The sequence below is a fragment of the Sulfitobacter sp. M85 genome (assembly GCF_029285915.1).
Taxonomy (GTDB): domain Bacteria; phylum Pseudomonadota; class Alphaproteobacteria; order Rhodobacterales; family Rhodobacteraceae; genus Sulfitobacter; species Sulfitobacter faviae.
The window spans coordinates 12849-26020 of sequence record NZ_JABECQ010000012.1 but is presented as its reverse complement, the minus strand read 5'-3'; the positions used below and the strand labels follow the sequence as shown (position 1 = coordinate 26020).

Below are 13172 nucleotides of genomic sequence, written 5' to 3'. Positions count from 1 at the left end.
TCGTTTTGTGATAACTCTAAACCCTGTAGCTCTTTCCCATATCAGGAACGGATTGGCAACGTTGCCGGCAGAGGTAGGATTGCAGCGTCCTGGGCCTCGATGACGCTGCGCCCGGCGCGAACTTCAATCATATTGTAAGTAAGTTTGCGTAACACGCTAAAATGCCTTAGTGCGTAAGTTTTGACCAATTCTAGCGCGCTAGAGCAAGTTCCGGACTGATAAATGTACATGGTAGACCTTCACGCCTTGCCGCGTTCGACAAAGCGAAAGATTTTCTTCGTTGTCGACGCATTACTTATACCTCTTAGCTTTTATCTAGCCTTCGCACTACGCTATGGGACTTTGTCGCCTTGGCACATGATGCGCGACGCGCTGCCGCTCTTCGCGTTGATTACCTTGCTGGGGGTTGGGGTCATCTCTGTTTGCCGGCTGCAACATATTAAGCTTAACGCCTTCGAAACACGAGCGATGACTAAAATCGGCATTGCAGCTGTCAGCATGGCATTTCTTGCTATCGTGTTAAGCTACCTGATGGGCTTGTCAGGGCCACGGTCGGTGCCAGCCATTTTTGGAACCTTGTTTTTCGTTAGTTCGGTCGGAACTCGATTGACGGGGCTGGCGCTGCTAAATTGGGAAGCTGAGCGTAGCGGCTCTCGTCAGCGTGTGGCAATTTATGGCGCAGGGGCTGCGGGAATCCAGCTGGCATCTGCATTACATCGGTCCCACGAGGCTCAGCCGGTTTGTTTTTTTGATGATAATCCCAACCTTCAGGGCCTTCTGATCGGCGGCCTACCGGTGCATGCGCCTAATAAGCTGCAGAGACTAATTCCCCGCCGAAAGGTAAAGAAAATTCTTCTGGCTATTCCTTCTCTGACTTCAGATCGCCGCGACGTGTTGATTGAAACCCTTTCCAATATGGGTGCGGAGGTGCAGGTGCTGCCGTCCTATATTGATCTGATGTCGGGAAAGAGTGTCCTTGAAAACCTACGTCCTGTTGATCCAGACGAGCTACTCGGTCGCGATAAGGTTGATCTTGATACGCCCGAAATTTTCAAAGCTTATGCCGGACGTGTGGTCATGGTGACAGGTGCCGGCGGTTCGATTGGCTCCGAACTTTGCCGCCAGTTGATCAATCGTAAACCTGCTCGTATCGTACTGTTCGAGCAAGGGGAATTTGCTCTCTACTCTATCGACCGTGATCTGAGACCTCGAGCAAACGCCGCCGGTATTCCTGTATCAAGTCGGTTGGGGTCTGTTGTCGATAAAGATCGTGTGAGCCGTATCATAGAACAAGAAGGCGTTGAGATTGTTCTACATGCGGCAGCCTACAAACATGTGCCCCTAGTTGAAGAAAACGAACTGGAGGGCGCGCGCAACAACGTGTTGGGCACCAAGGTTGTTGCGGAAGCGTGTCAAGCAGCTGGAGTTGAACGCTTCATCTTAATCTCGACAGATAAAGCAGTGCGTCCGACAAATATAATGGGTGCTACTAAGCGCATGGCTGAAATGGTGGTGCAAGATCTTCAAACTCGCAGCCCCGCGCCCAAATGCGCCATGGTGCGCTTTGGGAACGTATTAGGGTCTTCAGGTTCCGTCTTGCCTCTTTTTCAGAAGCAGATCGAACAGGGCGGCCCGCTAACCGTGACCCACCCCGAGGTAACGCGGTTCTTTATGACGATACCAGAAGCTGCACGTCTAGTGTTGTTGGCGGGTGCTTACGCAGAAGGCGGCGATGTTTTCGTTCTGGATATGGGTAAGCCACGCAAGATCATCGATATTGCCCGGCAGATGATCGAGCTATCCGGCCGTAAGGTTAAGGATCATCAAACTGAGGGGGGCGATATTGGAATCGAAGTTACAGGCCTACGGCCCGGCGAGAAACTATACGAAGAGCTTCTGATAGATAGTGATAGTTTGCGTACCACCCCTCACCCCAAAATTATGCGCGCTGAGGAAGGTATGCTAAGTCAAATCGAGGTTGCTGCAATGCTGCGAGAGCTGAAAGCTTCCATCGCTGAGGGTGATATCGACCGTTTGCGGCGGTTGATCGCAGCGAAGGTCGAAGGGTATCATCTTCAGGACCCGACTGAAGCGTCTCAACAGGGCTGAAAGCCTACAATCCGAAAGGTATTGCAGTCCATACTATATCGCATACCAACACTGTGGCATTGAACTTCGCAAGTTTCTCGTGTCTCAATAGATTCGTCCTTTTGAAGAGGTTACATCGTGGCCCTGTCGGCTCTCAAATCTTTTTTCGGTGGCTCCCGTCGATCAAACTCGACTCACAAATCTACATTCTCAGCGCCTCTTGCACCTGAAAAGACCTTCTATACCATTGGCGATATTCACGGTTGCGATGCCCTCTTAACGGAACTTTTGATACGCCTAGAAAGCCAAAAAGAGACTGGAAGCCCAGTGATCTTTCTGGGCGATTACGTCGACCGAGGACCAGATTCGGCTGCGGTTCTCTCAAGGTTGTACAAGTTGTACCAAGAAGCTTCTTATCCGGTGATCTGCCTTATGGGGAACCATGAGAAGATGCTGTTGGAGTTCATCGACGATCCGATAGGTGAGGGGCTGCGCTGGCTGCGCCATGGTGGCATTGAAACCCTCAAGAGCTATGGTTTGACTGGCGTGACTGTGAAATCCGACATGGAGGATCTTTTAGAGGTTTCCGATGCGTTTGAAGCTGCCCTACCAGACGGCCTTCAGGCTTGGTTACGCGCCCTTCCTTTGCAATGGCGCAGCGGAAATGTCGTTTGCGTACACGCCGCTATGGACCCTTCCCGGGAGTTTGAAAATCAAAGCTCCCGCACGTTGCTTTGGGGGCATGCCGACTCTAGCCCTCGCAGCGATGGACTCTGGGTTGTGCACGGCCATACTATAGTTAAGGAACCAATAGCCCAGAACGGCCGCATCGCCATTGACACTGGCGCCTACCAATCAGGCCATCTTACTGCTGCTGAAATCAAGATGGGAAGCTGCCAGTTTTTATAGGCTCATAAATCCTACGTATTTATCAGGGGTGAGCGCGCGTATCCTTTGCTGGTTCGGAGAAGAGCAGAATTACACGACAGGATCAAAAGTTCCCGGAGGGGGGGAGAAGCCCCTCATCTTGGGCGAGCTGAACAAGGCACAGCTCTGGCGGGATTAGACAGACAGTGCACTTAATTGAAGGAAAATACAGAATCCTGTAGAGGGTGAGGACGCCTCATAGAAGAAGTTCGTTGCGACCTGACGCCAGACCGCGAAATGCATCAGGAGGTCGTTTGGCGCGATCACTAAAGCCTAGCCGTTTGCGCGCGGTCGCCACCAAGGCAGATACATCTTACGCAACAATAATCTCGTTCAGATTCAGTATTTTTTACAGTGTGGTTTGCGCGGAACCCTTCTAGAAGACTGAGACATAGCTTTAACCACCAGCTGTGCAGCAAAGAAAAAGAAGGCGCTAACAACAATTTTTGACGAGAATTATTAGCGCCTTCCCTGTGCGATCCAAACTCAAAGCTGGTTCGGACTACCTTTTTAAAGGTGATCTGTTCCGGTTAAAAAGTCAAGACAAAGCCTTTTTCAGGTAAGGAGCTATAAGAAGCAGAGCGGTAGGATGGCGCGATCTCTTGTTTGATCTCGATTTTACCATTAGGCAGGCTGAAGTCGTTTTTTCCTTACCAAGCATGAGATATACCTCCTCCAACAAGAATGCGGTTTAATGTTTGAAAAAATCAAAGATTTCTACTCTCAAGATATTAGGATAGATCTTGCTCCCGCTAGCATGCTGGCTGAGTTGAGTCCGCAGAATAAAACATATCGCTCTGCGGCAGCGCGGGGGGGGGGCTGTTGTGTCTATTTTACAGGGAAGTGTTCATGAGAGCGTCTATGTTTCGCTTGCAGAACAAGTTTTTGATAGCACTTCAACGGCCCAGGCATTCTTCGAAGCTTTACGCTTCACACACCCTACTGCCATACATTTTGACTTCGTTGCCTTCCCTACTGGAGTTGCCACACTCCCGAAGGAAAAAAAATGCAATTATAAGTAGTCCACCAAAGCATCAGAAAACACGGCCAGACTTGTTCTCTACTTTCGCATCTTACCGTAAAGGTCTTATTTAAATTGCTATCTTTTGAGTATGTTAATAGGGGTCATTTTGTTGCCATTTGCTACTCATATGCTCACTTAACTGGAGCAGCGGCACTTCAGACCCGATCATGACCACCTGCTGCGCTATTTGCAGTTAGTCATGGCCACTCATCAGCGTTATTCTAATGTGGTACCGAACAGATTTTATCTGTGACCTGCCCCGTCCCGAAATCCGGACACTGGCCTATGCTGCGATTGGCAGTCCACTGACCTTCAGGTCATAGTTGGGGAACGCGGTACAGCGTCTAAGGAATTACCAGTATTGATCGAGAGCGTTGGCAAGCTGACGTCCTGCTGAGATCGTATCAGCGTGGATATAGTGCCCTTCAGCGATCTGGGTTGTTGCGTGCCCGAGGATCGGTTTGATCATTCGGGCGGAGGAGGGAGACGCGCGGGCAAGCGTTGTCGCTGCAGCATCACGAAAAAGATGCGGTGAAACTTCCATGCCGAGTTGCTGTTTGGTTCGATTGCCGATGGCCCGGGTGAACTGGTTAATGTTCATTGGTGCACCATGCTTGCCAAGCCAGACAGCGGAGTGATTGCCGGCTCCACGGGCTGCGAGAACAGGTCGCCCGATTTGCAGGTAGGTAGCGAGCACATCGCGGACCGCGTTTGGAACAATCGCTTCCCAAACCTGACCGTTCTTAGTCATAGAACCATCAAGACAAATCGTTGCTTGCTCAGGTTCCACATGAAGGGAACTTCCGAGCGCCAACTCCGAAAGAGCACGTCGCCGTATTGGAATGAGCGCCAGTAGGCAGATTATTACACCATCGCGAAGTCGCACAGCCTGATACGGATGGGTAATAGGGCCATTGTTATCGTGAACGAGCTGAGCGCCTACCTCGAAGAGCACATCGCTGGACAGAATACGGCCGATTTTGCGTGGGGAACCGTGGCGAATTGTGGCCACTTGCAGACGGGCGAGAATAGCCTGGTGCCTGGCCCAGTCGCACTCCGGATCGATTAATCGGCACAGACGAACGACAGTGCCGACGTAGCCAAACAAAGTTGAAGGAGCGAGGTTTTCCATAGACGTCAGCCAGCTGCGTAGACGTTCAGGTGTTGCCCGCGCCACAGGGTCGAGATGCAATGCGTTCGGCTCCGTTCGGGACACCCAGTCTACCCATTGGCTGTACTGAAGCTGCATCGTATGGCGGGACACCTTTCGCCAGTGATGCAGCGCGCCCCGATCATCAAGCAAACCGCCTTCCGCGAAGAGCGCCGCAAAGGCGGCCCGATCATGCGCAGGCCAGTGTTCAAGTGGTGTGCCTTTGCCCATCATTTATCCTTTCGAAGGCTGTCAACCACAGCAGAAAACGCTTGTGTCGCTTTGATGGTCTCAAGGCCTGAGTAGACATTAATGGTGCGACTGACCGACGAATGGCCCAGCATCTGGCGGGCGACTTCGTAGCCGCCCGGGTTGGCATCGAGATAAATCATGACGGCAAGGTGCCGGAACAGATGGACGTTCATCTCGACGCCGATCTCGGCACGAAGGCGCTTCTTGATCCGCTCCGACAGTATGTTGGCTTTAACGGGACCATTACTTCGCGCTGCTGGAAAGAGGTAGGGGCAGTCCTGTGCGCAAAGGTGAGGCGCGCGTTCAGCGAAATGCGTATCAATCATCCTTACAAGATGCGCGGGCAGTTCGAACTCAAGGGGGCGGTTGTTCTTCACTTCGCCGGCTGGGATCACGACAAACATTTTTCCTTTATCTGGGCGGCATAGATGGCGGTCGATTTCCAGCGTGGAGAGGTTCGAGATCCGTAGCGGGCAGTAGGGCAGTATAGCAATCGCGATCGCATCCTCACGGGCCCGCATCGCTTTGACGCGATGCGGGCCCAATGGCCGTGCCATGATTTGCTCGGGCAGGTGTATCAGGCGGGTGAGAATGCCAGGGGCTCGCAATGCCCGCAGCCGCTCCCGGTTCTTTGCCGTCATGCCACCGATGTCACGGACCATTAGACGTGCTTTGAAATATGCAAGTCTCGTACGTACCGTCTCAGGCAGACCGCGATGCGCCGCGATTGTCAGAAGTAGTCTGGCTGTGTCGCTGATCGACACCGACTTTTCACCACCATTCGCTGCCAGCATGTGCCGCAAACCGGCTTCGGTATGCTTAGGGCAAAGTAAATCCTCAATCGATCCGATTTCGTTTGCCGGTATCCCGGTTTGGACAACATGGCTGGCAAAACGCAGAACCATGTAGCGATAAGTCTTCGCGGACGATTCCGTGATTGGACGGAGGTATTCACCGGCTGCAAGAAGATCGGGTCGCCTGCGCGTTTCGAGGTAGTGATCAACATCAACAAGAAAGCTTGGTGAGTAATCCGTTTCGGGCAACATGACGCGGCGTGTCTGAGACGGCATCTCCAACCGCTGACGAGGCCAGACCGGTAGCCGGTCGACGGCCAGGTTCCAACCCGATACGGCGAGCTTGTAGGCGGCATGCGGGGCCTTGCTAATCTCTTCCGATGTAACCGCCTTAAGGTAAAACAATGCGTGGTCGCTCCGGACGTCTTTAGGCGCGACACCGATGCGATCCAGAAAAAAGACGAAGCGGGGAAGGGAACTAAGCAGACTTCTATCCTTTGAGGCTTGTACCGCCGTCCAGAGATTGCGCCATTCAGGAGACAGATCGGAGGTCCGACGCTGGCGCTTTGTGACGATCCCGCACGCAGCCATCGCGCTTCGTGCGTTACTGATTGAATTCTGCCACGTCTTGTTTGTGATACCGAGAGCGGCCGGAGCGATACGCACCAGCCGTGGCTGCAGCCAGCGCGGATCGGCCAGGACCTGAGATGGAGTGAGTTCCAGCGCTTCTGCGACCCGCCGCAGACCGGAAATGAGATCCTTGCGACGCTTGGGTGTAACCATGTCGATAGTGGTAAGTTTCTGTATGAGGTCTGCAAAGCTCGGTGTGGCGGGGGGCACAAAAAGGCCTTCGAAGATTTTGGTTTGATCGGTCATCGGGATAGCTGCCTTTTGGTCAGTATGGGACTCGGGTGGACACGCGACGTCACGCGGGCCCGGTCGGGTAGACGTTATACGATAAACAATGCCGGTTTAGCGGTTTGGGCATTCCCGAGATCATCGTAAACAATTGACATAATTTGAAATTACAGGTCAAAAGGGTCATGCAAAGCAGGTGTTGCGGTAAGTCACGTGATCGTCTGGATCGATGCGGATCAGGCGACTGCCGGGACCCACGCGCAGAGCGCGCAACTGGCCCGACGCAATGGCGCGGCGCACTGTCTTTTCCGAGCAGCAGTCGAGCTGAGCGACCTCCTGGACGGTCAAAAGGACTTTCGGCTGCTCAAGGTCAGATGGTGCAAATTTGATGAAACGTCTACGGGTCATAAAGGCTCCTGTTCATAAGAAGCCCTGACGCAAGACGTGCCAGAGCTCCTCCTTCGTAAAGGTTAGAGTCTGGCTAACGTTTCTTACGCTCACCGATATGTGTATCAGAACGGTGCTATGAGCACCGCATCTAGTGTTAAATGTATCAGTATGGTAATTTCGTTCAAGTCATAATCTGCTTGTGCAGAATCTGTGCCCCCCTGAGTTCCCAGAGGAGGTCACATCCAAAACAGAAAAGTAAGCTCAGGAGAAACGCGCCGATCCGCCGTTCTTACTAGAAACTCTAGTTTAATTTTGCACTTATGGGAAATATGTGCATAAGCTGCCCTAGATATTTTTCATAGACATAGGAGAACTCCCCTAATGAAAATGTTTGCAGCAGTTACAGCCGCGACAATCGCGTTTACCGGTGCCGCTTTCGCACAGGAGCCAACGACCACTCAGGTAGGTGAGCCTATCCCGTCTGGTGAGTCAATTTATGAAGTGCAGGTTACAGGTGCCAATGGTGCGGTTTATAATTGTAAGCCGACCGTGATCACAATTGATGGCGGCTTGCCCGCCCGCGAATGCGTACGGGCCGGTGGTGCGGGTGTACTTGACCAGGGCCTCACGGGGAATGCAGCTGCAGGGCTCGGGGCGGTGGCACTTATCGCGCTGGCAGCAGGCGGCTCTTCTTCCACCACAACGACTACGACAACCAATTAAGTTCTTAATAGAACTATACCTCTAAACTTATCTCAAAACTCAAAATACCCCTCTGCTAATGGCAGAGGGGTATTTTATTTGCATGTTGGAAAAGTAGTCAGAAGCCTTAGAGTTACTCAGAAGTACCTGTCACAGGACGAAGTGTGTCATCAGTCTCGGTCTCTTTCGTCAAATCCAGAATATCCGATTCTTCACTTAAAGCTTCCTGCTCGGAATCGGCAGACACTTGCGGCAATAGTGGTTTCGCTTCAAGCGAGGTGGAAGCATCGCCCTCTCCTGCCTGGCCTGCATCTACCGCTTGACCTTCAGAAATATTATCATCGCTCGAACTAGCTATATTTTCGCTTAAAGGTACAGTGCCTATAGCCTCAGATTGAATCTGATCCAGAGCATCGCCGAACCCGGACAAAGACAAAGGAATAACGAACGGCTGGCTAGTAGGATCAACAACGGTAATTGAAGCCGTCTTGCCTTCAATCAAGGCATCTCGAAGCCCAGGGGTGGCTACCCCTTCAAAAATACAGCCTTGCTTCGTACACCGACTAATCGGCACTGATAGTTCAATGTCCTCATCGATGTTTATGACCACCCCGTTTTCGATATTGATCCCTAAGGGCAGCGCAAACTGCATTAGGAGCGAAGTGTCGGAAGGATCATAGGCCATCGTAGCCACCATAGCGATTGCGCTACCGTCATTGAGCAATAACCTCTGATATATTTGGCATTCTTGGCCAAGGTCATTCGGCTCGAAACACTCTACGACCCAGTCATTGTAAGAATCACGCTGTATGGGCATAGGGTAATTGGACTGCCCCTGAACAGGCGAAGCCATCAGAGCTATGCTGACGAACGCATGTACCTTGCTCCAGTGCATTCCTATTTACGCTCCTATTTAACTCCGGCTTGCCAGTTCTTCAGAAGCCGTGATCAACCGAGGATTACTGTAGATTTTCCGGTAGTCCGCAAGAATACGGCGTTCTTCGGCCTCATTGGCAAAGCTCCATACGCCTTTTTCAACGCCTTCTACGATCATACTTAGTACCGCAAGTTCGATTGCTTGTCGTACGGCCAATCCCACTGGTTCATTTTTGGAGTAGCCAGCTTCCAACTCTAGGAGTTTGTTTGAAGATACGTATTTAAACACCTCCCCACGGAGAAGCGTAGAGTAAACGACCTTTTCTGCTGTAGAGGAAGTTAGTACTTCACCTGTGCTAACACTGACTGCTCTAAGAGCCACCGTTACCTCGTCCCGTCGGTATTCAAGTGACTCGCCGACGCCAAGCAAGCGCGCACCTATACCCCCAGTGAAAGTGTTCGAATCATAATTTGTGACGCCGCCCTCAAGGATAATGCCAGCATAGCGCAAAGGGGGTAAATTCGATCGCTGAGCATTACGGTATGTACGGTCCGTTTGATCAATCAGATTGCGTTCTGTCACGAGATTCTGAAGGCCGACACGTTCAACAACGTTAAACCAACGAGAACCTGATACATCCTTTAGCACGTCAACCAAAATGGCTTCGCTACCTTGGCCTACGGCTTTCGAAAAGCTTGAAAAGCCTTCGGTTGGCTTTTGTTGCCCCGTCTTGTCGTCATACGCATAGACCGCTACGTCGACCGGGCGATGGGGAGGCGCCAAGCGCTCGAGCGTTAAGCCAACACTCGTCGCGGGCGTCAGACTTGGCTGAATGACATCAGGATCTTTAAGGCTACCTACTTCGGTGCACGCCGAAAGTAGTGCAGTGGCGGTTACAAGAACCCATTTGGAAAGCCTGTAGCGGCTGATATTGTTTATCAAAGCTCTGTCCCCGGTATGCTAGCTCGCAGCCTTTCTTGGCCGCTTATTACTTAATTATTATGGCTGAGTGGTGGTCGCCGCCGGCGTCCCAGTTTGGGGAACCCCGCCTCCGACATTCCCAAGATCAATGGTTATTGGTGGGAAGCTAATGTCGGGCACACCTCCACCTCCACCGCCACCTTCAGAGGTCTCCACGAACTCATTTTGAATTTCTGCAAGATTCAACAGATAGTCTATATTGTTCGGATTTCCGCCAAATCCTGGATTGATCGGATTATAGAGAAGCTCTCCAGCACTAACCGCTGTCGTGGTAGTGGCTACGACTGCAAAACAAAAACGGATCACCTTAAAGAACATTTTGACATCCCATTCTTAGTTCAGCTTCACCACAGTTCCTGGAGGTGCGTTCCTGATAACAACACCGCCGTTGTAACCCTCTCCAACTTGACCATACACCACTTTAGTTCCAGTTGAGTTAACGAGCCCTACAGAAACTCCAAGTTCGTTGCCCAACTGCAACGTAGAAACTGCATTATCTGCCCCACCGACGATACCCACTAAAGAAAAATTTTCTCTTCCCGCCTGTAGCTGGGCTATTGCGCTTCCAGGTGAATCTATGATTGCCCCAATCGATCTATTGTTCAGTCCAATTTGCAGAGTACTAGTGGAAGCACCGGGGCTTCGGGAAGTGAAGTTTTGCGCATTATTCAGACGACCCTCCTGAGAGATAAATGCCGTACTGCCCAGAGACGCTTCACTACGTCGCACCATGCCCGGCTGCCCCGCTGTGAGAACGTCTTGCGCCGTCACAATTTGTTCAAGCGACACTGAATTTTCGATCTGAAAGGTAATTTCTTGGGCCGTAGAGGAGCCCACCCCCAGCCCAGCTACGAAGGCAGCAGCGCAGAGGAACCCGCGAAACGTTACAGCCACCCTTCTGATCGCGCGCAACATAGTGCTAGCTCCTTAATAGATATTACCAACATAATGTCATGTATGAGCTCGGCAATCAAAGCTTTCTTGTGTTTGCTCGCTTTCGCCTACGATTTCTACAGCCATAGTGGTTCCTACTGAGATACCTACCATGCTTCGCCCCAATATGACTTCACCGTCCGCGTCGATATGGAATTTTCCTGATTGTCGGGATAGCGACTTACTTGAACCAGACCGGCTCAAAGTATCCATACTGTACCAACCTGATTGCCCCGGCTTTCCTTTAAGTATTCCAGTTACCTCTATCGTATTATCATGCCTGACTAAACTTATCGCGCAGTCAAGTGCCGTGGAGCTCTCAACTTGGAGTGGCACTAGCGATAGAATTACAGGACCTAACATTGCTCTTATTTCCACTAATGAAATTGGAGGCGCGAACGCCTCCAATAGATTTAAATGACCTTTTCACAATCAGTTCTGATAGTTGATCGCAGTATTATTGGAGCCGGTCTGCACGATCGCGCTTGAGTTTCCATCACTTTCTTGCAAGCTCGCTGCAGCATTCCCTGTTGCACCCATCGCCATTACGCTTCCAGTGATCATACCTGCGGGCAGATCATATCCATAAGGGCCGCCTGCGCCGGCGAGACCAGCCAGGCTAAAGCTTGTTCCCGCACCTTGGGAGATAAAGGACATGTTGTCGCTACCATCTTGAACGGTGGCGGCAGTATTCCCAGTACCATCTTGCAATGTCACCGCTTTGTTATCGTCATGCTCTTGTGCAATAGCGAGCATATTCAGATTGCCATCTTGCAATCCGAGTGCCATGTTGTTGTCGCCCCAAGCCGTCGCAGCCGAAGCGTTGTCAACACCATTCTGGACCAAGACAGTGTTGTTATCGGTGCCGACTTGAGCCAAAGCGGCCTCGTTAGCATTTGTTGTCTGGCTGATAACGCCGGTGTTGCTGTCGCCGAGTTGGAACATGGCAGATTCTTGTTGGTTCCCAACCTGCATGTTGACGGCAGAGTTCCCTGTTCCGATCTGAAGAATTCCGGAGAGGTTATTTACGTTTGCACCAACCACTACTGCCCCACTAAGCCCCGTGCCATTGTCTCCTGAAGCTTTCGCTACTACAGAGTTGCCAACCTCGGCTCTCGATGCATGTGACCCGCCGAGAAATTTGGTGACGGCGATAGCTTTTTCGCCAGCACTTTCAGCCTTAGCTAGCTCGGGGCTGTCATTAACTAATGATTGGCCCGGAGTAGCGGTTACAGTTTGTGCGTGCGCCATGCCAGTCAGGGCAAATACAGCAGCAGTTGTAAGCAGAATACGTTTCATTGGTTCTCTCCTGTTGGACAATAATCCCAGATGAAGAAAGTTTCTTCTGGGCCCCGATTTGCAGAATAAACTGAGAGAAGAGCGTGTAGATATCGGCAGGACTATCTAGAAAGGTGTTACCCATAGCTCGAATTGATTAGTTAGTTATGATAAGAACCTTATACTTCAGATCCAACCGAATTGCGGTCAATAAGGATTGTAACGCCTTGGCCTGCGCTAGAGGTTCGCGTAGCATACGCTTGTATTGCGCCCGCTACGAAAGGAAATACCGTGCGGTCTATCCCTTGCTTTCTTGCTGTTAGCGCTCTTGCAGCATTTTCATTTGACCGCCCTGCGGAAGCGCATGGCGCTTGGGTCCAACAGGCGGCTAATGTACGACCTACGGCATATGTCTCGCAGGCCCCAGTACACTTGCGCCGCAGCTTCGTATCGCCTGCAGCAGTACCGCCTCAGACCAGGCAAGTCCGCAGGGCTGCAACAACGAGACAACAAGAAAGCACTCCCTTGCGGCAAGAAGCTATTTTAGATTTTGGGGATGTTTTAGACACCTCTCGCCTACCGAGCGTACGAGAAGGTGTGCGAGTGCTTGGCTCTCAACGATAAATACTGCTCTAATTGAGAGAAGCCGTCCAGGGCGGGGCATCTAGGCTCTCGGCCTCTGAAAGACTTGACCTGTTGTATCTTAGCAAGAATTAGCTAGGCAGCTCTTAGAATGGGTAGATCTGCCTGAGTTCGCGAGATGAAGCCCCTCCGCCCGCGTGCGAAATATATATCAACATATTGAACAAAATCCGACATATAACTTCGATATGTAGTGAAAATCTAGCACAAATTGACCTTAGGGCAAGAATCACTTATACTACACATAATATCTGCACGCTGCTGCCTCAGTTTGCC

At 51.4% G+C, this 13172-nt stretch carries 10 protein-coding genes; 2 read left to right on the top strand and 8 right to left on the bottom strand.

The annotated features are described in order from the left end of the window. Window positions 1–222 precede the first annotated feature (222 nt). Both HKX24_RS16610 and HKX24_RS16605 read left to right on the top strand, forming a co-directional pair. Window positions 223–2109, top strand: coding sequence for a nucleoside-diphosphate sugar epimerase/dehydratase (locus HKX24_RS16610; protein WP_276154134.1), 1887 nt, complete (start codon window positions 223–225; stop codon window positions 2107–2109). Between the two features lie 117 nt (window positions 2110–2226). Beyond that, window positions 2227–2997, top strand: coding sequence for a metallophosphoesterase family protein (locus HKX24_RS16605; protein WP_276154133.1), 771 nt, complete (start codon window positions 2227–2229; stop codon window positions 2995–2997). Window positions 2998–4391: 1394 nt separating this feature from the next. Here HKX24_RS16605 and HKX24_RS16600 read toward each other — a convergent pair. The 8 genes from HKX24_RS16600 to HKX24_RS16565 all read right to left on the bottom strand — a co-directional run bounded on the left by HKX24_RS16600 (window position 4392) and on the right by HKX24_RS16565 (window position 12275). Then, window positions 4392–5420, bottom strand: a complete 1029-nt coding sequence (locus tag HKX24_RS16600; RefSeq protein WP_276154132.1) for a site-specific integrase — start codon at window positions 5418–5420, stop codon at window positions 4392–4394. Further along, on the bottom strand, window positions 5420–7111 hold the full coding sequence (locus HKX24_RS16595; protein ID WP_276154131.1) for a tyrosine-type recombinase/integrase: 1692 nt from the start codon (window positions 7109–7111) through the stop codon (window positions 5420–5422). Before HKX24_RS16595 ends, HKX24_RS16600 begins: the two co-directional genes overlap by 1 nt. A gap of 165 nt (window positions 7112–7276) precedes the next feature. Continuing rightward, a complete protein-coding gene (locus tag HKX24_RS16590; RefSeq protein ID WP_276154130.1) occupies window positions 7277–7501 on the bottom strand; it encodes a helix-turn-helix domain-containing protein in 225 nt (74 codons plus the stop codon). Between the two features lie 817 nt (window positions 7502–8318). Next, window positions 8319–9002, bottom strand: coding sequence for an invasion associated locus B family protein (locus HKX24_RS16585; RefSeq protein WP_276154150.1), 684 nt, complete (start codon window positions 9000–9002; stop codon window positions 8319–8321). A gap of 96 nt (window positions 9003–9098) precedes the next feature. Then, on the bottom strand, window positions 9099–10004 hold the full coding sequence (locus tag HKX24_RS16580; protein WP_276154128.1) for a CsgG/HfaB family protein: 906 nt from the start codon (window positions 10002–10004) through the stop codon (window positions 9099–9101). 57 nt (window positions 10005–10061) lie between these two features. Next, window positions 10062–10361: a curli assembly protein CsgF gene (locus HKX24_RS16575; protein ID WP_276154127.1), complete on the bottom strand. Its 300-nt coding sequence runs from the start codon at window positions 10359–10361 to the stop codon at window positions 10062–10064. 15 nt (window positions 10362–10376) lie between these two features. After that, complete coding sequence (locus HKX24_RS16570; RefSeq protein ID WP_276154126.1) at window positions 10377–10958, bottom strand: hypothetical protein; 582 nt, start codon at window positions 10956–10958, stop codon at window positions 10377–10379. A gap of 450 nt (window positions 10959–11408) precedes the next feature. Then, window positions 11409–12275, bottom strand: a complete 867-nt coding sequence (locus tag HKX24_RS16565) for a hypothetical protein (protein WP_276154125.1) — start codon at window positions 12273–12275, stop codon at window positions 11409–11411. Between the last annotated feature and the right edge of the window lie 897 nt (window positions 12276–13172).